The organism is Tsukamurella pulmonis, assembly GCF_900103175.1.
GTDB lineage: Bacteria > Actinomycetota > Actinomycetes > Mycobacteriales > Mycobacteriaceae > Tsukamurella > Tsukamurella pulmonis.
Genome location: NZ_FNLF01000002.1, coordinates 1,852,672 through 1,878,688 on the forward strand (window position 1 = coordinate 1,852,672; position 26,017 = coordinate 1,878,688).

27 protein-coding genes and 1 riboswitch are annotated in these 26,017 nt (G+C 72.3%); of the genes, 17 read left to right on the forward strand and 10 right to left on the reverse strand.

The genetic code is table 11. From position 1 onward, the window contains the following. The first annotated feature begins 1 nt into the window (after position 1). The 11 genes from BLQ62_RS09120 to BLQ62_RS09170 all read left to right on the forward strand — a co-directional run bounded on the left by BLQ62_RS09120 (position 2) and on the right by BLQ62_RS09170 (position 8,760). Positions 2-364, forward strand: coding sequence for a universal stress protein (locus tag BLQ62_RS09120; RefSeq protein ID WP_068535626.1), 363 nt, complete (start codon positions 2-4; stop codon positions 362-364). A 150-nt stretch (positions 365-514) separates the two neighbouring features. Beyond that, positions 515-796 (forward strand): DUF1490 family protein, encoded by a 282-nt coding sequence (locus BLQ62_RS09125; RefSeq protein WP_068566334.1) that lies wholly within the window; start codon positions 515-517, stop codon positions 794-796. Continuing rightward, positions 796-3,018 (forward strand): heavy metal translocating P-type ATPase, encoded by a 2,223-nt coding sequence (locus tag BLQ62_RS09130; protein ID WP_082756495.1) that lies wholly within the window; start codon positions 796-798, stop codon positions 3,016-3,018. The genes BLQ62_RS09125 and BLQ62_RS09130 overlap by 1 nt, the downstream gene beginning before the upstream one ends. 75 nt (positions 3,019-3,093) lie before the next feature. Next, positions 3,094-3,396, forward strand: coding sequence for an urease subunit gamma (locus BLQ62_RS09135; RefSeq protein ID WP_068565814.1), 303 nt, complete (start codon positions 3,094-3,096; stop codon positions 3,394-3,396). A gap of 5 nt (positions 3,397-3,401) precedes the next feature. Further along, positions 3,402-3,734, forward strand: coding sequence for an urease subunit beta (locus BLQ62_RS09140; protein ID WP_068566331.1), 333 nt, complete (start codon positions 3,402-3,404; stop codon positions 3,732-3,734). Then, entirely contained in the window at positions 3,731-5,443 is a 1,713-nt protein-coding gene (gene ureC, locus BLQ62_RS09145; RefSeq protein WP_068565812.1) for an urease subunit alpha, read from the forward strand. The genes BLQ62_RS09140 and ureC overlap by 4 nt, the downstream gene beginning before the upstream one ends. 10 nt (positions 5,444-5,453) lie before the next feature. Next, positions 5,454-5,939 carry an urease accessory protein UreE gene (gene ureE / locus BLQ62_RS09150; RefSeq protein WP_068535620.1) on the forward strand — a complete coding sequence of 162 codons (486 nt, stop codon included), beginning with the start codon at positions 5,454-5,456 and terminating at the stop codon, positions 5,937-5,939. After that, complete coding sequence (locus BLQ62_RS09155; protein WP_231857608.1) at positions 5,936-6,694, forward strand: urease accessory protein UreF; 759 nt, start codon at positions 5,936-5,938, stop codon at positions 6,692-6,694. The genes ureE and BLQ62_RS09155 overlap by 4 nt, the downstream gene beginning before the upstream one ends. An 11-nt stretch (positions 6,695-6,705) precedes the next feature. Continuing rightward, positions 6,706-7,317, forward strand: coding sequence for an urease accessory protein UreG (gene ureG, locus BLQ62_RS09160; protein ID WP_068535619.1), 612 nt, complete (start codon positions 6,706-6,708; stop codon positions 7,315-7,317). Beyond that, complete coding sequence (locus BLQ62_RS09165; RefSeq protein WP_068565810.1) at positions 7,314-8,150, forward strand: urease accessory protein UreD; 837 nt, start codon at positions 7,314-7,316, stop codon at positions 8,148-8,150. The genes ureG and BLQ62_RS09165 overlap by 4 nt, the downstream gene beginning before the upstream one ends. 34 nt (positions 8,151-8,184) lie before the next feature. Continuing rightward, a complete protein-coding gene (locus tag BLQ62_RS09170; RefSeq protein WP_068565808.1) occupies positions 8,185-8,760 on the forward strand; it encodes a GNAT family N-acetyltransferase in 576 nt (191 codons plus the stop codon). A gap of 3 nt (positions 8,761-8,763) precedes the next feature. Here BLQ62_RS09170 and BLQ62_RS09175 read toward each other — a convergent pair whose 3' ends face one another. The 10 genes from BLQ62_RS09175 to BLQ62_RS09220 form a co-directional block, all read right to left on the reverse strand. Further along, positions 8,764-9,372: a hypothetical protein gene (locus tag BLQ62_RS09175; RefSeq protein WP_068565806.1), complete on the reverse strand. Its 609-nt coding sequence runs from the start codon at positions 9,370-9,372 to the stop codon at positions 8,764-8,766. Between the two features lie 48 nt (positions 9,373-9,420). Beyond that, complete coding sequence (locus tag BLQ62_RS09180; RefSeq protein WP_068565805.1) at positions 9,421-10,440, reverse strand: LLM class flavin-dependent oxidoreductase; 1,020 nt, start codon at positions 10,438-10,440, stop codon at positions 9,421-9,423. A 5-nt stretch (positions 10,441-10,445) separates the two neighbouring features. Then, positions 10,446-11,174, reverse strand: coding sequence for a (2Fe-2S) ferredoxin domain-containing protein (locus BLQ62_RS09185; RefSeq protein WP_068565803.1), 729 nt, complete (start codon positions 11,172-11,174; stop codon positions 10,446-10,448). Beyond that, complete coding sequence (locus tag BLQ62_RS09190) at positions 11,171-12,148, reverse strand: ABC transporter substrate-binding protein (RefSeq protein ID WP_082756569.1); 978 nt, start codon at positions 12,146-12,148, stop codon at positions 11,171-11,173. Before BLQ62_RS09190 ends, BLQ62_RS09185 begins: the two co-directional genes overlap by 4 nt. A 43-nt stretch (positions 12,149-12,191) precedes the next feature. Beyond that, a riboswitch (cobalamin riboswitch) is annotated at positions 12,192-12,318 on the reverse strand. Next, on the reverse strand, positions 12,308-13,036 hold the full coding sequence (locus BLQ62_RS09195) for an ABC transporter permease (protein ID WP_068565801.1): 729 nt from the start codon (positions 13,034-13,036) through the stop codon (positions 12,308-12,310). Its footprint overlaps the riboswitch before it by 11 nt. Next, positions 12,994-13,791, reverse strand: coding sequence for an ABC transporter ATP-binding protein (locus BLQ62_RS09200; protein WP_082756493.1), 798 nt, complete (start codon positions 13,789-13,791; stop codon positions 12,994-12,996). Before BLQ62_RS09200 ends, BLQ62_RS09195 begins: the two co-directional genes overlap by 43 nt. Beyond that, positions 13,788-14,591 carry a hypothetical protein gene (locus BLQ62_RS09205; RefSeq protein ID WP_068565799.1) on the reverse strand — a complete coding sequence of 268 codons (804 nt, stop codon included), beginning with the start codon at positions 14,589-14,591 and terminating at the stop codon, positions 13,788-13,790. The genes BLQ62_RS09200 and BLQ62_RS09205 overlap by 4 nt, the downstream gene beginning before the upstream one ends. Beyond that, positions 14,588-15,445, reverse strand: coding sequence for a hypothetical protein (locus BLQ62_RS09210; protein WP_068565797.1), 858 nt, complete (start codon positions 15,443-15,445; stop codon positions 14,588-14,590). The genes BLQ62_RS09205 and BLQ62_RS09210 overlap by 4 nt, the downstream gene beginning before the upstream one ends. Beyond that, on the reverse strand, positions 15,442-16,446 hold the full coding sequence (locus tag BLQ62_RS23810) for a hypothetical protein (RefSeq protein WP_156483185.1): 1,005 nt from the start codon (positions 16,444-16,446) through the stop codon (positions 15,442-15,444). The genes BLQ62_RS09210 and BLQ62_RS23810 overlap by 4 nt, the downstream gene beginning before the upstream one ends. Continuing rightward, positions 16,416-17,012, reverse strand: coding sequence for a hypothetical protein (locus tag BLQ62_RS09220; RefSeq protein ID WP_068565795.1), 597 nt, complete (start codon positions 17,010-17,012; stop codon positions 16,416-16,418). Before BLQ62_RS09220 ends, BLQ62_RS23810 begins: the two co-directional genes overlap by 31 nt. A gap of 190 nt (positions 17,013-17,202) precedes the next feature. Between BLQ62_RS09220 and ftsY the strand changes: the two genes are divergently transcribed. The 6 genes from ftsY (at position 17,203) to BLQ62_RS09250 (ending at position 26,013) form a co-directional block, all read left to right on the forward strand. Further along, entirely contained in the window at positions 17,203-18,813 is a 1,611-nt protein-coding gene (ftsY, locus tag BLQ62_RS09225; RefSeq protein ID WP_068565793.1) for a signal recognition particle-docking protein FtsY, read from the forward strand. Between the two features lie 296 nt (positions 18,814-19,109). Beyond that, on the forward strand, positions 19,110-20,375 hold the full coding sequence (locus BLQ62_RS09230) for an ammonium transporter (RefSeq protein ID WP_068535973.1): 1,266 nt from the start codon (positions 19,110-19,112) through the stop codon (positions 20,373-20,375). 52 nt (positions 20,376-20,427) lie between these two features. After that, on the forward strand, positions 20,428-20,766 hold the full coding sequence (locus BLQ62_RS09235; protein ID WP_068535602.1) for a P-II family nitrogen regulator: 339 nt from the start codon (positions 20,428-20,430) through the stop codon (positions 20,764-20,766). Positions 20,767-20,774: 8 nt separating this feature from the next. Then, positions 20,775-23,255, forward strand: a complete 2,481-nt coding sequence (locus BLQ62_RS09240; protein WP_082756492.1) for a [protein-PII] uridylyltransferase — start codon at positions 20,775-20,777, stop codon at positions 23,253-23,255. Between the two features lie 9 nt (positions 23,256-23,264). Beyond that, positions 23,265-24,833, forward strand: a complete 1,569-nt coding sequence (ffh, locus tag BLQ62_RS09245) for a signal recognition particle protein (protein ID WP_068535600.1) — start codon at positions 23,265-23,267, stop codon at positions 24,831-24,833. A gap of 91 nt (positions 24,834-24,924) precedes the next feature. Continuing rightward, the gene (locus BLQ62_RS09250; protein WP_170842904.1) at positions 24,925-26,013 is read left to right on the forward strand and encodes an amidohydrolase family protein; all 1,089 of its coding nucleotides are present in this window, start codon (positions 24,925-24,927) and stop codon (positions 26,011-26,013) included. Positions 26,014-26,017 lie beyond the last annotated feature (4 nt).

Sequence of the window (26,017 nt, forward strand, 5' to 3'; positions counted from 1 at the left end):
CATGACGATTCTCGTCGCCCACTCGACCACCCCCGAGAGCGCCGCCGCGCTCGAAGCCGCCTACGGCGAAGCGGTGCGCCGGCCCGGCGAGCCCGTTGTCGTCTTCCTGCTCGACGGGGACGCGCCTGACCTCTCGGAGGCCACCGCGCGCGGCCTCACCGTCACCGTCGAACGGCCGAAGGAGTTCGAGAAGGACCCGGTGGGCGGGCTCGTCGATGCCGCCACGGCGCTGGACGCCTCCGTCCTCGTGATCGGGATCAAGCACCGCACCGCGACAGGCAAGCTCCTGTTCGGCTCGTCGGCGCAGCGGATCCTGCTCGACGCCACCTGTCCCGTGCTGGCGGTGAAGGTCCCGCAGGGCTGACGCGAGGTGCTCCCGCCGCCTCTTTCCAGCAACGCGCAAGGCGACCCACCGTGTTGTGCGTTACGTTCCGCCCGTCCCGCCTCGCACGGTACGCTGTTGGAAATGATGTTCGATAGGTGGCGCGACGCCGCCTGACGAAGGGACGATCCGATGGCGGTTCAGGCGGTACTCCTCAAGGCGGGCTCCGCGCTCGTGACCGGTCTCGTCGGCGCCGCGGCGTACGAGGCGACCAAGAAGGCGCTCGCCAAGGCGCCGCTGCGCGAGAGTGCGGTCGCCGCGACGGCGCTGGGGCTCAAGGGCAGCCGCAAGGCCGAGGAGGTCGCCGAGAACGTGCGACTGAACGCCGCGGACATCCTGGCCGAGGCCAAGGAGCGGGTCGGCGAGGAGTCGACCCCACCGGCGGCCGGCGCCGCGCACGACCACGACCACTGATGACCGCGCTGTCCGAGCCGGCGGGCCGTGTCGTCTCGCAGGCCGCAGGCCGGCTGCGGTGGGTGCTCGACGGTCTCGTCGGAGCGACACCGCAGCGCCGCATCGCGGTCGAGGACGCGGTGCTGGCGATCCCCGGGGTGCGAGCGGCGCACGCGTACAGCCACACGGGATCCCTCGTGGTCTGGCATCGCAGTGACGTCCTTCCCGCCCGCATCGCCGAGGCCGCCGCGGAGGGGCTCGCCGCCGATGCCTCCCTCGTCGCCCGGCACGCGCCGCACTCGGCCGACGTGACCAATGCGGATCTGCTCCGGATGGGTCTCGGCGCCTCGGCGCTGGTGCTCCTCGGTCTCCGCCGCTACGCCTTCCGCCGACCGCCGTTGCTCGGGCCCGGCACGCGGACCGCGGCGACCGCGATCACCGTCTTCACCGGCTATCCGTTCCTGCGAGGCGCCCTGCGGTCGTTGCGCGGCGGACGCGCCGGCACGGACGCGCTCGTCTCCGCAGCCACGATCGCGAGTCTCCTCCTGCGCGAGAACGTCGTCGCGCTGACGGTGCTGTGGCTCCTCAACATCGGCGAGTTCCTCCAGGACCTCACGCTGCGCCGAACCCGGCGTGCGATCTCGGACCTGCTGCGCGGCAACACCGATTCGGCCTGGCTGCGGCTCGCCGACGGGGCCGAGGTGCAGGTCCCGATCGACACGCTCGACGTCGGTGACGTCGTCATCGTGCACGATCACGTGGCGGTACCGGTGGACGGCGTCGTCGTCGACGGGCTCGCCGTCGTGGACCAGGCTGCGCTGACCGGGGAGACACTCCCCGTCACGATCGAACCGGGCGCGACCGTGCACGCGGGAGCGGTTGTCGTCTCGGGGCGCCTCGTCGTGCGCGCCACGGCCGTGGGGGCCGACACCGCCATCGGGCGCATCATCGAGCGGGTCGAGGAGGCGGAGCGGGACCGCGCGCCGATCCAGACCGTCGGGGACAACTTCTCCCGCCGCTTCGTCCCCGGCTCGTTCCTCCTGTCCGGGCTCACCCTGCTCCTGACCCGGGACCTGCGTCGGGCGATGACGATGCTGCTCATCGCGTGCCCCTGCGCCGTGGGCCTGTCGACGCCCACCGCGATCAGCGGTGCGATCGGCAACGGGGCACGGCGAGGCATCCTCATCAAGGGCGGTTCGCATCTCGAGGCGGCGGGCTCGGTCACGGCGGTGGTCTTCGACAAGACCGGCACGCTGACGACGGGGCGCCCGGTGGTGACCAACGTGGTCTCGTTCCGCGACGACTGGACGCCGGAGCAGGTGCTCGCGCACGCGGCCAGCTCCGAGATCCACTCCCGGCACCCGCTGGCGGAGGCCGTCATCCGCTCCACCGAGGAGCGGCACATCGAGATTCCCAGCCACGCGGAGTGCGAGGTCATCGTCGGCCTCGGCATGCGGACCCAGGCCGAGGACGGCCGCGTACTCCTGCTGGGAAGCCCGGCTCTCCTGGAGCAGCACGGCGTGGCCGTCGGCGTCGACGCCGCGCGGTGGGTCGCCCGCCTCCGCGCCGAATGCGAGACGCCGCTGCTCCTCGCGGTGGACGGCGCCCTGACCGGCCTTGTCAGCCTGCGCGACGAGGTGCGCCCCGAGGCCGCGGAGACCCTCGCCGCCGTGGCGGCTGCGGGGATCGGCACCGTCGTCATGCTGACGGGCGACCATCCGGAGACGGCGGCCGCCATCGCCGCCGAGCTCGGCATCACGCGATGGCGCGCAGAAGTGATGCCCGAGGACAAGCTGGCCGAAGTCCGGGCGCTGCAGGACGAGGGCCACGTGGTCGCGATGGTCGGCGACGGCGTCAACGATGCGCCCGCGCTCGCGGCGGCGGACGTGGGGATCGCGATGGGCCTCGCGGGGACCGACGTGGCGGTCGAGACCGCCGACGTGGCACTCGCCGGGGACGACCTGCGCAACGTCCTCGACGTCGTGGATCTCGGCCGGAGGGCCGTCGACGTGATCCGACAGAACTACGGCATGTCGATCGCGGTCAACTCGGTCGGCCTGCTCGTCGGGGCCGGCGGTGCGCTCTCGCCCGTCCTGGCCGCGATCCTGCACAACGCCTCCTCGGTCGCGGTCGTGCTCAACAGCTCCAGGCTGATCCGATACCGGCTCGGCGACCCCGCCGGGCGGTCGCCGGGAACCCGGGCCGCCGCGCTGCCTCAGGGCGACGTGGGCGAGGGTCGTTAACTTCGTGTTTCCAGCCTGTTGCGCCTGACGATCTGGCTTGACTGGCGCCGGGGCAAAGGATTTGAGTGAATTCTCATGCACCTCTTGCCCCGCGAGCAGGACAAACTGCTCATCGTCGTCGCCGCGGACCTGGCGCGCCGCCGTCAGTCCCGTGGGCTCAAGCTGAACCATCCCGAGGCCGTCGCGATCATCACGTACGAGCTGGTAGAGGGCGCGCGGGACGGGCGCACCGTCGCCGACCTGATGGCCTTCGGCGCCACGATCCTGACCCGTGACGACGTCATGGAGGGCGTGCCCGAGATGATCCACGACGTGCAGGTCGAGGCCACCTTCCCCGACGGCACCAAGCTCGTCACCGTCCATCACCCCATCCGGTGACCGCGATGATCCCCGGAGAACTCCGCCTCGCGTCCGCGCCGATCCTGTGCAACGACGGCCGGCCCACGCGCACTGTCCGCGTCGTCAACACCGGCGACCGCCCCATCCAGGTGGGCTCGCACTTCCACTTCGCCGAGGTCAATCGCGCCCTCGACTTCGACCGGGCCGAAGCCCACGGGCACCGTCTGGACATCCCGTCCGGCACCGCCGTCCGGTTCGAGCCCGGCGATCCCAAGACGGTGCGCCTGGTCGCTCTCGCGGGCACCCGGGAGGTCCACGGGCTCGCCAACCGCGTCAACGGCCCCCTCGCCGGCACCGGGAACGGGGGAGCACAGTGAGCTTCGAACTGAGCCGCCGCGAGTACTCGGACCTGTACGGCCCCACTGTCGGCGACGCCGTGCGCCTCGCCGACACCGAGCTGTTCGCGCTCGTCGAGCGCGACCTGACCGTCCACGGCGAGGAGGTCGTGTTCGGCGGCGGCAAGGTGATCCGCGACGGGATGGGCGAGAACGGCGTGCTCACCCGTGAGCACGACATCCCCGACACCGTCATCACCAATGCGCTGATCATCGACCACACCGGCATCATCAAGGCCGACGTCGCGCTGCGCGACGGGCACATCTTCCGGATCGGCAAGGCGGGCAACCCGCAGATCTCCGACGGCGTCACCATCACCATCGGCGCCGCCACCGAGATCATCGCGGGGGAGGGCCGCATCCTCACCGCCGGCGGCATCGACACCCACATCCACTTCATCAGCGCGCAGCAGATCGACACCGCGCTCAATTCCGGCGTCACCACCATGATCGGCGGCGGCACCGGCCCTGCCGCGGGCACCAACGCCACCACCGTGACGCCGGGCCCCTGGCACATCGCCCGCATGCTGCAGGCACTCGACGACGCCCCGGTCAACATCGGGCTGCTCGGCAAGGGCCACGCCGGCGCGACCGAGCCGCTCGCGGAACAGATCCGCGCCGGCGCGATCGGCCTCAAGGTGCACGAGGACTGGGGCTCGACCACCGCGTCGATCGACAACTCGCTGCGGGTGGCCGACGAGTTCGACGTGCAGGTCGCCATCCACACCGACACCCTCAACGAGTGCGGCTTCCTCGAGGACACGGTCGCCGCGATCGACGGCCGCGTGATCCACACCTTCCACACCGAAGGCGCCGGCGGCGGCCACGCCCCGGACATCATCGCCATCGCGGGACACCCGAACGTGCTTCCCGCGTCGACGAACCCGACGCTGCCCTTCACGGAGAACACCATCGTCGAGCATCTCGACATGCTGATGGTGTGCCACCACCTCAACGCCGACATCCCCGAGGACGTGGCTTTCGCCGACTCGCGGATCCGCCCCGAGACCATCGCCGCCGAGGGCGTGCTGCACGACATGGGGATCATCGCCATCACCTCGTCGGACTCGCAGGCGATGGGCCGCGTCGGCGAGGTGATCACCCGCACGTGGCAGCTCGCCGACTCGATGAAGCGTCAGCGCGGTCCGCTCGACGACGACCCCGACGGTGGCGACAACGCCCGGATCAAGCGGTACGTCGCGAAGTACACGATCAATCCCGCTCTGGCGCAGGGCATCGCCGACCACGTCGGCAGTGTCGAGGAGGGCAAGTTCGCCGATCTCGTGCTGTGGAACCCGGCGTTCTTCGGGGTCAAGCCCGACCTGGTGATCAAGGGCGGCCAGATCGCGACGGCACTCATGGGTGATGCGAACGCCTCGATCCCGACCCCGCAACCGCGGACCATGCGCCCGCAGTTCGGATCGATGGGCAAGGCGGTCCACGATGCGACGATCACCTTCCTCTCCACCGCGGCAGCGGAATCCGGGATCGCCGACGAACTCGGGCTGCGCAAGCGCACGCTCCCGGTCCGGGGCATCCGCGGCCTCCGCAAGCAGGACCTGCCGCACAACGGCGCGACGCCCGAGATCACCGTCGACCCGGAGACGTACGTCGTCGCCGTCGACGGGACGCCCGTCCGCTCCGAGCCCTCCTCGTCCCTGCCCATGACCCAGCGCTACTTCCTGTTCTGAGAGGCGAGAAGTGATCATCGAGACCGTCGCCGGCAACCTCGCCGACCTCGACCCCGCCGAACTGGACGCCCTGCACGTCGAGCGGGTGCCGCTCGCCGGCGCCGACCTGGTCAAGCGGATCCAGCGCGTGCGTACCGACCACGACCGGGAGATCGGGCTGCGCCTGGCCGCGCCCGCGGGTCCCGACGGCGACCTGCGCGACGGGGACATCCTGCACCGCGACGAGCGCAACGTCATCGCCGTGCAGGTACTCGCGACGGACGTGCTCGTCATCGCTCCCCGCACCGTCACCGAGATGGGGCGCACCGCACACGGGCTCGGCAACCGCCACCTGCAGGCCCAGTTCTTCGACGCCGATTCCGAGTACGGCGCCGAGGTGATGGTCGTGCAGTACGACCACACCGTCGAGGACTACCTCACCCACCACGGCGTGCCGTTCGACCGCCAGGACCGCGTGCTGCCCACGCCGTTCCGGCACGCGGAGCACACGCATTGAGCACCGTCACCCACGATGACACCGCAGGGCACGACGTCCAGGGGCAGTGCTCGAACGGATCGGGGGCGTCACCGGGATACCTGCTGCCCCTGCTGCAGCTCAGCGATTCGGCGCTGCCCACGGGCGCGTTCAGCCACTCCTTCGGCATGGAGTCCTACCTCGCGGACGGCACCGTCGCCGATGAAGCCACCTTCGCGGCGTGGTTGCGCGCCTACGTCTCCCGGCAGCTGACCTACACGGACGGCGTCGCCATCCGCATGGTCTACGACGCGCTGCACCTCGGCGACCTGGACGCGATCTGGCGGCTCGACCTGCTTCTCGCCGCGCTCACCCTGCCCGAACAGGTGCGCACCGCCGCGGCCACCATCGGCCGGCGCACCGCCGAGGTCGGCTCCGTGGTGGCCCCCGAGTCCTTCCTCGGCGACTACCTCGCCGAACTCGATGCCGGCCGCTGCCACGGGCATCCGGCCGTCGCGTTCGCGGTCCTCGCGCACGCGATCGACGCGCCGCCTGCGGCGGCGATCGAGGCGCACCTGTTCGCCGCCGTCACCTCACTGACCCAGAACGCGGTGCGCGCCATCCCCATCGGGCAGACCGCGGGGCAGCGGGTGCAGCGCGCGATGCACGACGTGGTGGCGGACGCCGTCGCCACCGCCCTGACCCTGACCGAGCACGACCTGGGCGCCGCATCGCCCGGGCTCGAGATCGCCCAGATGCGGCATCGGCGCCAGCGGGCGCGGATGTTCATGAGCTAGGAGGAGATTGCATGACCACGATCCGGATCGGAGTCGGCGGCCCCGTCGGCGCAGGCAAGACCCAGCTGGTGGAGCGGATCACCCGGCACCTCGCCGACGAGGTGTCGATGGCCGCCATCACCAACGACATCTACACCACCGAGGACGCGAAGATCCTGGCACGCAACAGCGTTCTCGCCGGCGACCGCATCGTCGGCATCGAGACCGGCGGCTGCCCGCACACCGCCATCCGCGAGGACACGTCGATGAACGAGGCGGCCGTCGCGCGACTGGTGGGCCTGCATCCGGACCTGCAGATCGTCTTCATCGAGAGCGGCGGTGACAACCTCTCCGCCACCTTCAGCCCCGAGCTCGTGGACTTCTCGATCTACCTCATCGACGTCGCGCAGGGCGAGGAGATTCCGCGCAAGGCCGGCCAGGGCATGATCAAGTCGGACCTGTTCGTGATCAACAAGACCGACCTCGCGCCCTACGTCGGCGCCGACCTGTCCGTGATGGCCGCCGACTCCAAGGTCTTCCGCGGTGATCGCCCGTTCTGCATGACCAACCTCAAGACCGACGAGGGCCTCGACGGCGTGCTCGACTGGATCCGCCGCGACGTGCTGATGCTCGACCTCGCGTGAACACCACCGCCGCAGCCGGACTCACCGGAGAGCTCGCCCTGACCCTGGCACCGCGCGGGACGCGGACCGTCGCCGTGGGGCAGCGGCACGCGGGCACCCTGCAGACCCTGCGGCCGATGTACCTCGACGGCTCCGGGCAGGTCACCTACCACGTGGTCAATCCGGGAGGCGGCTGCCTGCGCGGCGACACCTACGCCATCGACATCGAGCTCGAGGCCGGCGCGAGCGCCGTCCTCACGACGCAGTCGGCGACCAAGGTCTACCGCACGCCGGATGCGGCCGCGACCCAGCACATGCGGATCCGGCTCGGCGCCGGTGCCGTGCTCGAGTACGTGCCGGACGCGCTGATCCTCTACCGCGAGGCCACGTACCGGCAGAGCTGCACCGTGGAACTCGACGAGTCGGCGACGCTCGTGCTGGCCGAGATCGTCACGCCCGGGTGGTCGCCCGACGGTGCGCGGTTCCGCTACGACGAGCTGCGGATGCGCACCGAGATCCACCGCGGCGGCGCGCTGCTCGCCGTCGACAACCTACTCATCGAGCCCGGCCGCGCCGACCCGTCGGGCATCGGATTCCTCGACGGGCACACGCACGTCGGCTCGCTCACCGTCGTCGACCCGCGGATCGACGACGCCCTGCTCGACGAGGTGCACGCGCTCACCGAGGCCGCCGGCACCGTCCGGAGCGGGCTCACCGCACTGTCCGGACCGGGTTTCGTGCTGCGCTGCCTCGGCGACGACACCGCCGAGCTGGCGAACCTGTTCGACGAGGTCATCGCGCTGCTCCGCTCCCGGTGGACAGGGCAGGCGCCGTTGCACCTGCGCAAGTACTGACCGCCGAAACCCGCCCTCGGCTAGCGTTTCCGGCATGAGCGGTATCGAGGTGCGTGCGGCGACCGTCTTCGACGATGTGGCGGCCGTGCTCGGCCCCAAGAAGCAGACCTCCAGCAACTGCTTCTGCCTCTCCTACCGGATCGGGTCGAAGGAGAACCAGGCGCTGCGCGGGCCCGACCGGTTCGAGCGGGTCCGGGGCCTGTGCGCGGAGGACCCACCGCCCGGCGTGCTCGCCTACGACGGTGCCGACCCCGTCGGCTGGGCCGCGATCCACCCGCGCGCGGACACGAGCTTCGCCACCAACCGCCGCATCCCGCACGTCGACGGGCACGACGACCCCTGGTCGCTGTGGTGCGTGCGCGTGCGGCCCGGCCACCGCAAGCAGGGCATCAGCCACGAGCTCGTCGCCGGCGCGGTGGCGTTCGCGCGCGAGCACGGCGCGAGCGTGATCGAGGCCTACCCCGTCGACAATCGGGGCGCGAAGGTCGACCTGACGATGGCCTACGTCGGCACCCGTGCGCTGTTCGAGCGCGCCGGCTTCGAGTACGTCATGGACACCACGTCGGTCCTGGCCGGGTTCACCCGCGTGCTGATGCGACGCACCGTCTGACGCCTACCGTTTCGTCGAGTTCGTCGAGTTCGTCGAGCGGCCGAACCCGAAGAGGCCGGGTGCCCACCGGATCGCGTTTCCGACGGTCACGGCGAGCATCACCGCGCCGCCCCACGGCGATCCCCAGACCCAGATGCACACCGATGCCACGCCCAGGATGCCGAAGACGCCCACGAAGAGTGCGACCATCGCGGTGTACCACTTCCGGTCCGACGCGGACCATCGGCGTGTCCACCCTGCGGGGGTGAGTACCTCCGCGAGGAAGGCGTCGATCCGGCCCGACGGATCGGCGTCGAACTGTCGCGTATCCGGATGAAACGTCCGGACCCACTCGCGTCGACGCCCGCGTCCGGCAGCGAGGCGGGAGGCGGTTCCGGTCTGCGGATCGCAGGTGCCGGCGAACGCGTCGCCCCGACCGAGCTCGCGATCCGTCGCAGCGGCACTCCCGGTGACCCGGTACAGCTTTCCGTCGGCATCCACCTCGACGACCACCCGCGCGTCCGCCGAGTCGACGGCGAAAAGCGAGGTCTTGATCGGCGTCACCTCGAGCCCTCGCCCGACCGCGGCTGACGTCAGAAGCCCCAGGGCATCGTTGTCACCGAACCAAGCCATGGCTCCTCCTCACGGCGCCGAGGGTAGTCGAACTCGGCGTCGGTGAGGTCAGCGCCAGCCGAGCGCCGGGGCGACGTCCTTGACGAGCGACTCCAGCAGGCGGGTGTTGTACTCCACGCCCAGCTGATTCGGCACCGTCACCAGCACGGTGTCCGCCTCCGCGATGCCCTCATCGTTGCGGAGCTGCTCGACGAGCTGCTCGGGCTCGCCGGCGTAGGTGCGGCCGAAGACCGCGCGGAAGTCGTCGATCACCCCGAACTGGTCGTCGCTGGAGCGCTCGTGCCCGAAGTAGGCGCGGCTCTCGTCGTCGATGATCGGCATGATGCTGCGGCTCACCGAGACCCGCGGCTCGTGATCGTGTCCCGCCTCGGCCCACGCCTCGCGGAACCTGCGGATCTGCTTGGCCTGCTGCACGTGGAAGGGCTCGCCCGACTCGTCGGTTTTCAGCGTCGAGCTCATCAGGTTCATCCCGAGCTTCGCCGCCCACTCCGCGGTGGCGTCCGAAGCGGCGCCCCACCAGATCCGATCCCGCAGCGTCGGAGAGTGCGGCTCCACGCGCAACAGGCCGGGCGGGTTCGGGAACATCGGGCGCGGGTTCGGCTGCGCGAAGCCGCCGCCCTCGAGCACCTTGAGCAGCACCTCGGTGTGCTCGCGCCCCATGTCGGCGTCGGTCTTGCCCTCGCCGGGCTGGTACCCGAAGTACTTGTAGCCCTCGATCACCTGCTCGGGCGATCCCCGGCTCACCCCGAGCTGCAACCGCTCGCCGGCGATGAGGTCGGCGGCGCCCGCGTCCTCGGCCATGTACAGCGGGTTCTCGTAGCGCATGTCGATCACGCCGGTGCCGATCTCGATCCGCGAGGTGCGGGCGCCGACGGCCGCCAGCAGCGGGAACGGCGAGCCGAGCTGCTGCGCGAAGTGGTGCACGCGGAAGTAGGCGCCGTCGGCACCGACCTCCTCGGCCGCCACTGCGAGGTCGATCGACTGATGCAGGACGTCGGACGCGGTGCGGGTCCGCGAGCCCGGGGAATCGGACCAGTGGCCGAAGGACAGGAAGCCGATCTTCTTCATGGCGGCTACAACCCGGGACCGCGGTCCGAATATTCCGCGGACCGTCGTGCGGCGGACCGCTCGCGGGGGAGCGCCAGGTGCGCGACGCGCTCCTCGCGCACCAGGTGCGTCCGCACCAGGTCCGAAACGTCCTCGACGCCGACGCCGCCGTACCAGGCGTCGTCGGGCTGGACCGTGACGACCGGCGCGTGGTTGCACGGGAACTGGCAGCCGGTGACGGTGATCAGGGCGTCGTCGTCACCGAGTCCGGTGCGGCGCAGTTCGTCGGCGAAGGCCGTGCTCAGGGCCGCCGCGCCCAGCGCCGAACACCGCGGCCCCCGGCAGACGAGCACCTGATGACGGTGCTGCGGCACCTCCTCCCACGCGGGCGAGTGCAGCGGCGCGGCGTCCGCCGTCATCGGTGCCCCGCCCGCGGCGATCGCGGCGGCGAGCCGCTCGGCGTCGGGCGCGGTGAGGAGCTGCGGCGCGAGGTGGACGGGTGGCGCACCGTCGTAGCCCCGCAGCCAGTGCGCTGCCACCCGGCGCAGCCACGAGCGCTTCGGGCCCGGCGGGGCCCAGCCCGCGCCGATGAGCAGCACCTCGGTGGCGCCGCCGTCGGCCACGGCGGTGAGCACGTCGACCAGCGCCGGGTCGTGGACCTGCAGGAAGGCCGGCTCCGCGCCGGCGGTCCGGGCGAGGGACGTGAGCTCGGCGGGGTCGATGCCCGCGGACATGCCGACCAGGACGGCGGTCATCGCAGCGTCCGGACGCCGTCGGCGAGGCGCCGGGCACCGTCGAGCAGGCGGACCCCGGACGTGGTCTCCGAGAACGGGATCACCACGAACCGGTTGTCGCGGACGGCGCGCAGCTGGCTCAGCGCGGGGTCCTTGCGCGCTCGGTCGATCCGCTCCTGGGCGGGGTGGCCGGCGGCGTCGGCGACGACGATGACGTCGGGGTCCGATCCGACGACGTTCTCGAGCGAGACCTCGGCCCAGTTGCCGGGGAGGTGCGCGAAGGCGTTGACGCCGCCGACCGCCTCGATGAGCAGCTGCGGCGTGCCCTTGCCCGCCCCGATGTGGAGGCCGGCCTCGGTGCCGTAGTCCCACCAGAAGATCCGCTGCCCGCGGGCGGCACCCCGGAGGGCGTGGCTGCCCAGCTCGGCCTCCTGCTCGGCGATCAGGGCGTCCGCGGCGTCCTCGGCGCCGAAGGCGCGCCCGGCGGCGGTGAGCTCGTCCCAGATCAGATCCCACGACGCGCGTTCCGGCTTGCTCGCGCAGCCCGCCGGGGCGAGCAGGGTGGCGATGCCCTGCCCCTGCAGCCGCGCCCGGTCGCCGTCGTTCTTCTCGCTGAACGCCGAGTTGTACGAGCCGTAGACCAGGTCCGGGCGGACCGACAGCATCTTCTCCTGCGTCGGGTACTTCGCGGCGAGCACGGGGATCCTGGCGTAGTCCGCCTGGAAGCGCGGAGCGACGGCATCGTCGAGATAGGCCGTGCCGACCATCCGGTCTGCGACGCCGAGGGCGAGCGCGACCTCGGTGGCGCCCTGGTTCATGGTCACGATCCGCCGGGGCTCCGCCCGCACGTCCGTGGTGAACCCACAGGTGGTGACGGCGACGGGGAAGCGTGCGGACGGGCTCGCCGCGGGCGTCGGCGGAGCGCCGCAGCCGGTCAGCAGGGTCGCCGCCGCAACGGTCAGGGCGAGGGGAGGAGCGAGGGAACTGGGCCGCATGGTGGGACTCGTTTCGTCGGCCACCCCGTGCGCGGGGGCGGCGATGGACACGATCGAGTCGGCGAGTATCGGACTCGAAGCGGATCGCCCGCCCCACACCGTTGCGCGCCAGTCCCGGAATCCCACCGGGTTCCTCTGACCGACTCGGAGCCGACGCTATCAGGGCTGCACTCGGCGCCTCTCCGCTGCCAGGGCCACCACGGAGACGGAGGAGGTCCACCCGGCGAGCACTGCCAACGAGATCCACGGCGACCACGTCGCGGTGTTCGCGGGGACCCCGATCGTCGCGATCTGCGCGCTGGTCGCGGGCAGCCACGCCGCGACGGTCCGCCCGAACGGCAACGCGGGGACCGCGATCGCCTCGAGCAGGAACCACCAGCCCAGGACGATCCCCACGGCCGCGGTCGTCGAGGGTGCGAGACGGCCGACGGCCAGCCCCATGACCGCGACGAGGCCTCCCACGACCGGGGCAGTCGCCAGCAGCGCCAGGGCTTCGCCGGCGGGGGAGGGCAGACCCGTGATCACCGCGACGCCGATCGCGAGCGCACCGGCGAGCAGTCCGATCGCGGAGCCGGAGACGGCGGCGACCAGGACCTTCGACGCGTAACTCAGAAGCGGGCGCGGTATCAGGATCCGGGTCAGGGAGAGTGTCCCGTGGTCGCGGTCGAGCCCGATCAGCAGTGCCCCGGCGACCGCGGCGAGCACGGCGCCGACGAGGCCGAAACCGTACGCAGCCGTGGTCACCGACGCCCCGCGGAAGACGGGCGCGAAGACACCGACCACCACCGCCACCGCGACGGAGACGGCGATCGCGCCGCCGAGCGCGGCGCGGAATCCCCGGGAGGTCAGCGCCTTCCGGGTCTCGGCCGCGACGGAGCGGTGCCCCACGCCGCGCGGTTCGCCCGGCGGTGAGGTCTGCGTCGTCGCTGCGGCACCGTCGCCGTCGTGAGCCGGAAGTAGAGGTCCTCGAGGCCGGATCGACCCGCCGGTGCGGGTTCGACGAGCTCGGCGAGCCGGCCCTGCGCCACCACCCTTCCACCGTGCAGCGCGACGATGCGGTCCGCCGTCTGTTCGAGCTCGGCGAGCAGGTGTGAGGACAGCAGCACCGTCCGGCCGGCGTCGGCGAGAGCGCGCAGCGTGCCGCGGATCCACGCGATGGCCTCGGGATCGAGTCCGTTCACGGGCTCGTCGAGAACGATGACCGGCGGATCGCTGAGCACCGCGCCCGCGATCGCGAGCCGCTGCCGCATGCCCAGCGAGAACTCGCCGACCGGGCTGTCGGCCACGGCGCGCAGGCCCACCAGATCGAGCGCGGCGTCGACCCGCGTGTCCGGGAGACCGATGGCAGCCGCCATCCATCGCAGGTGTTCACGGGCGGTGCGTGACGGTGAGGCCCACCCCGCGTCGAGTAGCACGCCGATGCGTGCGCCGGGGTCGGGGAGTTCCGCATACCGGTGGCCGTCGATCGTCACGGTCCCGGACGTGGCCCGCTCGAGTCCGGCGATCAGCCGCAGGGTGGTGGACTTCCCGGCCCCGTTCGGGCCGATCAGACCTGTGACCTCGCCCGACGGTGCCCTGAACGTCACGTCCTCGACGGCGACCGTTGAGCCGTAGCGGACGGTGACGCTGGAGAGTTCGATCACCGCGGCGGCGCGGCGACGACGGTACCGGTGGGCTTGCCCGCGGGGCCGGGCTTCCCCGCCGGGACGGGCTTCGCGCCGGAGCGCGGTGTCGTCGGCGTCGCCGGTACCGGGCCCCCGCCCTTGCCGCTGCTCGCGAGTTCGCCGAGCGCGGCGAGGCCGCCAGTGGCGATGGGCGACCACTTCCCGGTCTGCAATCCGATGAGCACCTGGTCCTCCCAGGCGACGAGGCACGCGGCGGCCGGAGTGGCGGCGAGTTCCTGCAGGGCAGGGGCGAGATCGTCGCCGGCCTTGGTCAGCGCCTCGATCACCCTGGGCCGGTACTGCGCGTAGAGGGGCTTGATCGCGTCGTAGACCGCCTGTTCGGCCGCATTGAGAGCGCTGACCGGACCCGCGAGCGCGGGTTGGGACCGTTCGATCGCCGGCTTGATCGCGGCGAGGAAGGGGCCGACGAGGCTCAGGATCGGGTCGTAGGCCTGCCCGGCGGCGAAGGCCTCGTCGGTGAACGCGCCGGCGGCGGGCGCCAGGAGAATGAGGGAGGCGAGTCCGCCCTTCTCCCGTGGCTTCGGCCAGCCGAGTGGGCACCGGATGTCGGCCGGGTTCACTCCGGGCGCAACGGCGGCGGCCGCCGCGGCGGCGGGGTCGGTGCGGGGGGCCGTCGCCGATCCGGACGTCGTCGAGCTGCTGGGCGCCGAGGAGGGCGTCGGCGAGGGGGCGCCGGTCGCGACCGCCGTGACGGGCACGGTGAGCGCGAGAGCTGTTGCGGCGGCGGTGCGGAGGAGCGTCGGCGGGATGCGGGTCATGGTGCCTTCTTCGGTGCGACGGGGGTGGGGGAGCCGGACGGGGCGGCGGAGGGCGGCGGCCCGGGCTCGAAGACGCCCTCGAGGTGCCAGACGCCGGTGAAGTCGTTGAACGGGCCGCCCTGGATGTGGCTGGTCCAGTCGAGCGTGAACCGCCGGGTGGCGGCGTCGAAGGTGCCGGTCGCGGCGGGGCCGGTGGACTTCGCAGCGGCGGGCTGCGCGAGCCAGCGCTGGGAGACCACGTCCCAGGCGCGCGCGACCTGCTCCTGCCCGGCCGCCGCGGCGTCGGTGCGCGGCACGGGCTTCGGTGCGCCTTGGTTGAACTCCTGGTTGTTCCACGACGCCGCCCACGCGGAGACGTCGGCGGTGAGCGTCGTTCCCGTCCGGGTGACGGACGGGGCGGGCAACGGCGCGCGGGTCTGCGGATCGACGGCGTTGGTCGAGATGCCGAACAGCACGTCGAAGAACTTCGTCGGAGTGATCACCGATCCCGAGCGCGAATCCCCTCCCGCGAAGCCCGGTTTCGCCTCGGACTGGTAGGCGCCGGTGCGCAGGCCGCCCGCGGTGCCGGGGTGGAGAGCGGTCACGCGGCCTTCGTCGACGGGCGAGTTGGCGTTGTTGACGAACGGCCCGTCGGCGGTGCCACCGACGATCGCCATCTTGAAGTAGGTGCCGGTCGGCTTTCCGTCGGCGAAACCGCCGGGCGTGAACCGGAACAGGCCGACGAGCTGCTCCGGGGCTTCGGGCTGCGACGGTGACGGGGAGCCGCACGCCGCGGACGTCGCCAGCGTCAGTGCGGCGAGTGCGAGTGCGCCCGCCCGTCGCGCGGTCGGGAGGGAGAGCGGAAGCGGCGTCATGGCCGGGCCTTTCGTCGAGTTCCGAGCACTGCGCCCGCGACCGCGAGCCCGAGCGCGAGTTCCGCCCAGGGCAGGGCCGCGAAGGTCCCGCCGGGGGTCGGAATCGCGGCGTTGGTCGTCGCGAGGCGGCGATAGTCGGTGAGGTTGTCGTTGATCGCTCCGGTGAGCGAGGCGAGGTCGGAGGAGACCGTCTGCCAGGAGGCCGTGAAGGCGGCGATCTCGGGGGTACGGCGCACGGCCGTGCCGCGATCGATCTCGCCGACCGCGCCCACCAGTGCGAGAAAGTCGTGCTGCAGACCCACGACCCGCTGCTGGGTCATGATCGGCTCGAACCGGTCGACCACTCGGCTGGCGGAGCTCGCCCCGTCGACCAGGCCCGCTGCGAAGGGATGCACGAGCAGCACCACCGCGCAGACCACCGCTCCCGCGACCGCCCCCCGCCGCGGCGCGGCGGTGCGGGCGCGGAGCAGGACCGCGCCCGCGAGGGCGAGAGCGATCCCGGTGAGCAGGAGCAGCGGAGGGAGCGTCGCGAGCCCTCGGATCCCCTCCAGCGCGGCGACGTCCGGTTGCGCGGCGCGCGCCCGCGAGAGCAGATCGTGCGCGTTCGCGTCGATCTCCGCCGACCGGCGCGCGTACGCGGCGGTGCGCGGCGCCGCCGCGAGTCGACCCGCGGCCGCCTCCGCCCGTGTGGCGGCGCCGAACCGGGCGATGGCGTCGACGTCTCCGTCGAGCCGTTCCAGGGCCTGCGGCGCCAGGTGCGGCGCGAAGGCGTCGAGCATCTTGGTAGCGCCCGCGGCGGTGGTGGGCAGGCCGCCCGCCACGGCGCCGAGGGCGAGGGCGAGGCCCGCGACCAGGAGGAACCATCCCGGCCAGCGCCGGGGGCGGGGCGGTGCCGCGGTCCGGGGCGGTGCGACGGGACGCAGCCGGGGAACGCCCCCGAACAGCGAGACCGTCGCACCGGCCGGCGCCGCTACTTGCTGTAGGTGCCGGTGAGGTGCCACAGGCCGGTGAAGTTGTTGAACGGCCCACCGACGATCTGGCTGGTCCAGGTGAGGGTGTAGTTGGAGCCGTTGATCGAGCCCGTGACGCGGCTGGTCTTGCCGGGCAGGCCGCCGCCGGGCTTGGGCGCGCCCTGGTTGAAGACCTGACCGTTCCACGCGACGCCGAACGCGGACAGGTCTCCGGACAGGGACGAGCCGTCACGGGTGATGGTGGGGACCGCGGTCGCCGCGCCGGTCTGCGGGTCGGTGGCCTTCGTGGAGGTCACGAAGTCGGAGCCGAAGAAGGTGCGGGCTCCGGTGACCTGGCCCTGGTACGAGCCCGAGGACAGCGAGCCCGAGAGCGGGGTGGTGGTCTTGTCCTCGCTGGGCGAATTGCCGTTCGCCAGGAACGGACCGGACGTCGTGCCGCTGGGGAGGATCATCCGGAAGTACGAGCCGGAGTCGATCGAGAAGGTGCCGGTGAGCGTGTCGGCGTGGGCGGCGGGCGCGGCGACGACGGTGGCGGCCGACGCGGCGACGGCCGCCACGGCGGCGATGGCGGAGCGACGGGAGACGGAGTGGCGCATGGGCGATCTCGCTTTCTTCAGGAGGTGAACGAGCCCGATGGAACGAGAACGCTAGTTGCGGTAGTTCGGTTCGCGAATAGTTCCGATCACCGCGATCCGGGGCACGTGATCCTGCTCGCCTCAGCGGTCGCGCTCGGCCCCGCGCGACGGGCACCCGGATGCGAACACCGCGTTGACTACAGTTGAGTGCGTGAGCACTACCACCATCGCGATCCTCATCGCCGTCGCCGTCATCCTCGTGGTCCTGGTGGCGCTGGCCACGGGCTTCTACCTGAACAAGCGCCGGCGGGTATCGCTGAAGGAGGAGACCCCCGAACCCAAGAGCCTCGACAAGTCGGGCGGGTACAAGGCCGGCGGCGGATTCACTTTCAGCGAGGGAACGCGCGAGGCCGAGCCCGTGGTGCCGAAGGTGCCGCCGGTGACGCCGCCGAAGGAGCAGGTGCCGCCCGCGCCTCCGGTCACGCCGCACGTCTCGCTCAAGGACCTGCAGGAGTCGCGCGAGCAGGAGGCCGCCGAGGCGGCGCAGGCGCAGGCCGATGCGCGCCTCGCCGAGGCCGAGGAGATCGACCCCGGCACCGCGAACGTCGCGCCGTCCGCGCCGACCGAGATCGAGCACATCGAGGACGCGCCCGAGACGCAGGCCGCGCCCGAGACCGCCGCCGCGCCGGAAGCCCCGGTCGCGCCGGAGGCCCCGGTCGCACCGGAAGCTCCTGCCGAGCCCGAGCCCGAGCCCGAGCCCGAGCCCGAGCCCGAGCCCTCGGTCGCCGAGTCCGCGCCGTCGGCACCCGCCGAGGCACCTGCGGAACCCGCGCCGGCCCCCGCGGAGACCGAGGCCGCGACCGCTCCGGCCGAGGCGCCGGCGCCACAGCTCGACGACATCGCCCCGACGGCGGGCCGCCTGGACCGGCTCAAGGGCCGCCTCGCGCGCTCGCAGTCGACGGTCGGCGCGTCGCTGCTCGGCCTGCTCGGCGCGGGCGACCTCGACGAGGAGTCGTGGGAGGAGATCGAGGACACGCTGCTCCTCGCCGACCTCGGCACCCCCACCACGATGGCCGTCGTGGAGAAGCTGCGCGACCGGATCGCCACGCAGGGCGTCTCCAACGCCGCCGAGGTCCGCGCGCTGCTGCGCCAGGTGCTGATCGAGGAACTGCATCCCGAGTACGACCGCAGCATCAAGGCCCTGCCGCACGCGGGCGCCCCGTCGGTGCTGCTGGTCGTGGGTGTCAACGGCACCGGCAAGACCACCACCACGGGCAAGCTGGCGCGCGTGCTCGTCGCCGACGGCCGCCGCGTGCTGCTCGGCGCCGCCGACACCTTCCGCGCCGCCGCGGCCGATCAGCTGCAGACCTGGGGCGAGCGCGTGGGCGCCGAGGTGGTGCGCGGCAAGGAGGGCGCCGACCCCGCCGCCGTGGCCTTCGACGCCGTCGCCAGGGGCACCGAGGAGGGCGTCGACGTGGTGCTCATCGACACCGCCGGCCGCCTGCACACCAAGACGGGCCTCATGGACGAGCTCGACAAGGTCAAGCGCGTCGTGGAGAAGAAGGCCAAGGTCGACGAGGTGCTGCTCGTCCTCGACGCCACCATCGGCCAGAACGGGCTGGCGCAGGCGAAGGTCTTCGCCGAGGTCGTGGAGATCACCGGCGTGGTGCTCACCAAGCTGGACGGCACCGCCAAGGGCGGCATCGTCTACGCGGTGCAGCACGAGCTGGGCGTGCCGGTGAAGCTGGTGGGCCTGGGCGAGGGCGCCGACGACCTGGCGCCGTTCGAGCCCGCGGCGTTCGTCGACGCACTTCTGGGGTGAGGACCGGTCTCCGGCTCACGATGTCGACGTGCCGGCGCCTGGACGTGCTCCAGCGCACGTCCAGCGCCGCAGAACGCGAAATCGCGGGACGCCCGGTAACACCGCCGTAACGGAGAGCCCTGAACCCGGGCGGACCGGTTACACACGGGCAACACGAGCGCATCCACAGGGAAACCGCCGCCGCAGAAGCTGTTCTCACTGCGCCGCAAGGGCGCACCCGAGGAGGTTTCCCCGTGCTCTTGGCTTCTGTGCCCGACGAACTGTTCGGCAAGGTCGACTCCGGCACCACCGCGTGGATGCTGATGTCCGCGGCGCTGGTGCTGCTCATGACGCCCGCGCTGGCGTTCTTCTACGGCGGGCTCTCCCGCCAGAAGAGCGTGCTCAACATGATGATGATGTCGATCGGCTCGCTCGGCGTGGTCTCCGTCATCTACGTGCTGTGGGGCTACTCGATGTCCTTCTCCGGGGAGGGCAACTACCTCGGGATGTTCGACAACCCCTTCACGTACTTCGGGCTGGATCAGCTGATGGCGACCAAGCCCTCGGGCGAGGACACCCTGGTGGTGCTCAACGCCGCCGACAGCGGTCTGCCCGCGATCGTCTTCGCCGGCTTCCAGCTGACCTTCGCCGTGCTCACCGTCGCCCTGATCTCGGGCGCGCTCGCCGAACGCGTGAAGTTCGGCACCTGGTTGCTGTTCACCGGGATCTGGACCACGATCGTCTACCTGCCGCTCGCGCACATGGTGTGGGGTGGCGGCCTCCTCTCGCACGACGAGAACGGCATCGCCGCGTGGCTGTTCGGCACCACCGACGGCAAGGCGACCGTCGCGCCCATCGACTTCGCCGGCGGCACCGTGGTGCACATCAACGCCGGTATCGCGGGCCTGGTCCTGGCGATCGTCGTCGGCAAGCGCCTCGGCTTCGGCAAGCAGTCCTACCGCCCGCACAACATCCCGTTCGTGATGCTCGGTGCCGCACTGCTGTGGTTCGGCTGGTTCGGGTTCAACGCCGGCTCCGCCCTCGGCGCGAACGCCACCGCCGGCCTGGCCTGGGTGAACACCACGGCTGCGACCGCCGCCGCGATGCTCGGCTGGCTCGCGGTGGAGAAGTTCCGGGACGGCCACGCCACGACGGTCGGCGCCGCATCGGGTGTCGTCGCCGGCCTCGTCGCCATCACCCCGGCCTGCGCGAACGTGAGCCCCGTGGGCGCCGTCGCCCTCGGCGTCGTGGCCGGTGTCGCCGCCGCCTTCGGTGTCGGCCTCAAGAGCAAGTTCGGCTTCGACGACTCGCTCGACGTGGTGGGAGTGCACCTGGTGGCCGGCGTGATCGGCACCGTGGCGCTGGGCTTCCTCGCGAAGGACACCGGCCTGTTCTACGGCGGCGACTACAAGCAGCTGGTGGTGCAGATCGTCATCGCCGCGGTCGCCCTGGCCTTCACCGCGATCCTGACCGCGGTCATCGCCCTCGCGCTCAAGCCGCTGGGCTGGCGCGTGGACAAGGAGTCCGAGGCCGACGGCATCGACAACTCGGAGCACGCCGAAACCGCTTACGACCTGGTCTGAGGCGACCGGAACTAAGCTGGAACCCGACACCGATCCAACGAAGGAAACTCTTATGAAGCTGGTCACCGCGATCGTCAAGCCCTTCACACTCGAGGACGTGAAGGCGGGCCTCGAGCAGGCAGGGATCCTCGGAATGACCGTCAGCGAGGTGCAGGGATACGGACGGCAGAAGGGCCACACCGAGGTCTACCGCGGCGCCGAGTACTCCGTGGACTTCGTCCCCAAGGTCCGCATCGAGGTCGTCGTCGACGACGCCGTCGTGGACAGCGTGGTCGATGTGATCGTCGAGGGTGCGCGCACCGGCAAGATCGGTGACGGCAAGGTCTGGGTCACACCCGTCGAGTCCGTCGTGCGCGTGCGCACCGGCGAGCGCGGCGCCGAGGCCCTGTAGGCCGGTCGATGACGGTGCCGGACAAGGCGATCGCGCCGACGCAGGACATCGGGACGGCGGGCGGGCAGGGCGGTGCGAAGGAACTCGTCGCCGCCCGCGCCCGCCTGCTGGACCGGGCGTCGGGGCCGCACGGGCTCGATCCCGCGGCCCTGCGCGGCGCGCTCGCCGACTTGGCCGAGGTCTGGCTCAGCACCCACGGCGCCGCCGCGGGCATCGGCCCCGACAGCGGCCTCGCCCTCGTCGCCGTCGGTGGCCTGGGACGGCGGGAGTTGCTGCCCCACAGCGACTTCGACCTGCTCCTGGTGCACGACGACGGGATCGATCCCGAACACGTCACCGCCGTCGCCGAGAGCATCTGGTACCCGTTGTGGGACGCGCACATCAAGCTCGATCACAGCGTCCGCACCGTTCCCGAGGCCGTCCGCGTCGCCCAGTCCGATCTCACCGCCGCGCTCGGTCTGCTCGACGCCCGGCACATCGTCGGGGACCAGGAGATCACCAACCTGCTCATCAGCGGCGTGCGCAGGCAGTGGCGCGCCGACATCCGCACCCGCGTCGACGACCTCGTCGAGCAGGCCCGCGAGCGCTGGCGCCGTTCGGGGGAGATCGCCCACCGCGCCGAGCCCGACCTCAAGAACGGTCGCGGCGGCATGCGCGACGTGCAACTGCTGCAGGCTCTTTCGCTCGCCCAGCTGACCGACGGGATACCGACACCGTCGGCGACCCCGGACGGCACCACCGGCAACGACCTGGCCTCCGCCTACGGCCGGCTGCTCGACGTGCGCACCGAACTGCACCGCATCGCCGGCCGCGCCCGCGATTCCGTGCGAGCCCAGGAGGCCGACGAGATCGGCGCCGCGTTGCGCCTCGGCGACCGCTTCGACCTGGCCCGCACCATCAGCGACAGCGGGCGCACCGTCGCCTACGCCGTGGACGTGGGCATCCGTACCGCCCAGAACGCCCTGCCCCGGCGGGGACTGGCGCGGCTGCGCCGCCCGCCCGTGCGCCGCCCGCTCGCCGAGGGGGTCGTCGAGCACGCCGGGGAGGTGACCCTCGCCCGCGACGCCCGACCCGACCGCGATCCCGGCCTGACGGTGCGCGTCGCCGCCGCGGCGGCCGCCTCCGGCCTGCCCATGTCCGCCTCCACGCTCGCCCGGCTCGCCGAGATCGCACCGGCGCCGCGCAGCCCGTGGCCCGCGGAGACGGTCGCCGACCTGCTCGCCCTCCTCGGTGCCGGGCGCAACGCCGTGCCGGTCATCGAGGCACTCGACCGCACCGGACTCTGGGGCCGGCTGCTCCCCGAGTGGGGCGCCGTGCGCGACCTGCCGCCGCGCGACGCCGTGCACACCTGGACGGTCGACCGGCACCTGGTGGAGGCCGCCGCGTACGCCGCGAGCCGCGCCACCGACGTCGCCCGCCCCGATCTGCTGGTGCTCGGCGCGCTGCTGCACGACCTCGGCAAGGGACGCGGTGGCGACCACAGCGTGATCGGCGCCGAGCTCGCCGAGGCCATCGCCGCGCGCTTGGGCCTGCCCGCCGACGACACCGCACTGCTCGCCGCGATGGTGCGCCACCACCTGCTGCTCCCGGCGGTGGCGACCCGTCGCGACCTGGACGACCCCGCGACCATCGAGATGGTGGCGGAGAAGATCGGCCACGACCCCGTCCTGCTGGAGCTGCTGTACGCGCTCGCCGAGGCCGACTCGCTCGCCACCGGACCCGGCGTCTGGGGCGAGTGGAAGTCGCGGCTCATCGGCGACCTGGTCCGCCGCACCGCCCGCGTGCTGGCCGGTGAACCCGCGCCGCAGCCGGAGCCGGTGCCCGGCGAAGTGGCCGCGCTCGCCGCCGCGGGCGGCACGCACGTGCGCATCACGCCCGCGCCCGCGCTCGGGCCGCACACGTTCTCCGTCGTGGTCGTCGGCCCCGACCGGCGCGGCGTGCTCGCCCGCATGGCAGCGGTGCTCGCCCTCGCCGGCCTGCGGGTGCAGAGCGCCGCCGTCGCGGGGATGGGGGAGTCCGCGGTCAACACCTTCCTCGTGGTGCCCACCTTCGGCGACCCGCCCGACCCGGCCCTGGTGCGCCAGCGCCTGCTCGCCGCCCTCGACGGCGCCGACGTGCTCGCCGAGCTGCGCACCCGTGAACGCGCCGCGGCCACCCCCGTCGACGGGAGCGTCGCCGCGCCGCCGCTGCGGGCGGCCGCCCCGCCCCGTCTGCGCTGGTTCGACGGCGCGCCCGGCACCGTCGTCCTCGAGGTCCGCGCCGGCGACACCCCCGGCCTGCTCGCGCGGGTCGCGGGGGCTCTCGACGACGCCGGACTCGACGTGCGGTGGGCCAAGGTCGCGACCCTCGGCGCCACGGCCGTCGACGTCTTCTGCCTCGACGTCACCGGCGCCGAGAGCGAGTTGCGGGCGCGGGCCGAGAGCGCCGTCCTCGCCGTCCTGCCGGAGGCCGCACCGCCTGCGCCACCGGAGGACGAGCCGACCCGATAGTCTGGAGCAATGTTCGAATCCCTCTCCGATCGGCTCACAGGCGCGCTCAAGGACCTGCGCGGCAAGGGCCGGCTGACCGACGCCGACATCGACTCGACGGCCCGCGAGATCCGCCTCGCGCTGCTCGAGGCCGATGTCGCGCTGCCCGTGGTGCGCGCCTTCGTCGCGCGGGTCAAGGAGCGGGCCAAGGGCCACGAGGTCTCGGCCGCGCTCAACCCCGCGCAGCAGATCGTCAAGATCGTCAACGAGGAGCTCGTCGGGATCCTCGGCGGCGAGACCCGGCGCCTGAACCTGGCCAAGACCCCGCCGACGGTGATCATGCTCGCCGGCCTGCAGGGCGCCGGTAAGACGACCCTCGCCGGCAAGCTGGCCGCGTTCCTCAAGAAGCAGGGCCACACGCCCATGCTCGTGGCCTGCGACCTGCAGCGTCCGGGCGCCGTCGACCAGCTCAAGATCGTCGGCGAGCGGGCCGGCGTCCCCACGTACGCCCCGCACCCCGGCACGTCCGTCGGCGGCGAGGGCGCCCTGGGCGTGAGCGCGGCCGACCCCGTCGAGGTGGCGCGCGGCGGCATCGCCGAGGCCCGGGCCAAGCAGCACGACGTGGTCATCGTCGACACCGCCGGCCGCCTCGGCATCGACGAGGAGCTCATGGGCCAGGCCCGCGCGATCCGCGACGCGGTGGACCCCGACGAGGTGCTGTTCGTCCTCGACGCCATGATCGGCCAGGACGCGGTGAGCACCGCGCAGGCCTTCGCCGACGGCGTCGACTTCACCGGTGTCGTGCTCACCAAGCTCGACGGCGACGCCCGCGGCGGCGCCGCGCTCTCGGTCCGCGAGATCACCGGCAAGCCGATCCTGTTCGCCTCCACCGGCGAGAAGCTCGACGACTTCGACGTCTTCCACCCGGACCGGATGAGCTCCCGGATCCTCGGCATGGGCGATGTGCTCTCGCTCATCGAGCAGGCCGAGCAGCACATGGATCAGCAGAAGGCGGAGGAGGCGGCCGCCAAGATCACCTCCGGCGAGCTGACCCTCGAGGACTTCCTCGACCAGATGTTGATGATCCGCAAGATGGGCCCCATCGGGAACCTGCTGGGCATGCTGCCCGGCGCGGGCCAGATGAAGGACGCCCTCGCCGCCGTCGACGACAGCCAGCTCGACCGGATCCAGGCGATCATCCGCGGCATGACCCCGGCCGAGCGGGCCGACCCGAAGATCATCAACGCCTCGCGCCGACTGCGCATCGCCAAGGGCTCGGGCGTCACCGTCACCGACGTCAACCAGCTGGTGGACCGTTTCTTCGAGGCCCGCAAGATGATGTCGCAGATGGCGGGTTTCGGCGCGCCCAAGCGGATCCCCAAGCGCAAGCAGAAGGGCAAGAAGGGCAAGAAGGCCTCCGGTCGCGGCCCGACGCCGCCGAAGATGCGCGGCGGCTTCCCCGGCGGCATGCCGGGGATGCCGGGGATGCCCGCCGGGATGGACCTGTCGAGCATGCCCAAGGGCCTCGATCAGCTGCCCCCCGGCCTGGAGGGCATCGACATGGCCGCGCTCGAGGAGCAGCTCCGCAAGAAGAAGTGATCCCCGCGGCCCCGGCGCCGTCCACCGGGCGGGTGATCGTCGTGGCGCCATACCGTCGCAATCGTCCGGTTTCGCGACGTAGGGTTGCCCCGTGAGCGATCTGCACTTCTCCGGCACGGTGCTGCCCGGCGGCGACGGCGAGTTCTGGGTCTCCGACGGTGCCGTGCGCCTCTCCGATCCCGGCACCGCGGCGCCGCGCGTGGAACTGACCGGCTTCGCCGTCCCCGGGTACGTCGACGCCCATTGCCACGTGGGCATCGTCGCCGACGGGGAACCCGACCTCGTCCAGGGCCGCGCGCTGGCGCTCGAGGACGTCGCGGTGGGGGTGACCGTGATCCGCGAACCCGGATCCGACCTCGACACCTCGCCCCTCGACGGTCGGCCCGGCCTGCCGCGGTTCGTCCGCATGGGCCGCCACATCGCACTGGTCAAGCGGTACACCCGCGGACTCGGCGAGCAACTCGAGGACCCCTCGCAGCTCGTCGACGCGGTGCGCCGGCGCGCCGCCGAGGGGCACCCGTGGATCAAACTGGTGGGGGACTGGATCGACCGGTCCGTCGGCGATCTCGCGCCGCTGTGGCCCGACGACGTGCTCGCCGAGGCGGTCGCGGTGGCCCACGACGCGGGCGCGCGGATCACCGCGCACGTCTTCGGCGAGGAAGCCCTGCCGGGGCTGCTGGCCGCCGGCGTGGACGCCATCGAACACGGTTCCGGCCTCACACCGGACACCATCGACATCATGGTGGAGAAAGGGATCGGACTGGTGCCCACCATGATCCAGATCGAGAACTTCCCCTCCATCGCGGCGCCCGCGCAGGAGAAGTTCCCCACCTACCACCGCCACATGATGGCGCTGCACGATCGGCGCCGGGCCACCTTCCGCGCCGCCTGGGAGGCCGGTGTCGCGATGTACGCGGGCACCGATGCCGGCGGTTTCAACGTGCACGGCGCCCTTCCCCGCGAGATCGAGGCGCTCGCCGCCGTCATGCCCGCCGAGGAGGCGATCGCCGCCGCGTCCTGGCGGGCGCGGCAGTGGCTCGGCTTCGCGGGACTCGACGACGGTGCCCCCGCGGATCTCGTGATCTACGACGTGGATCCGCGCGTGGCGCTCGCGCACGGCGGGCTGCCGGCACCGTCGGCCGTGGTCGTGCGGGGTGTGCTCGCCGACCTGCCGCGCTGATCCG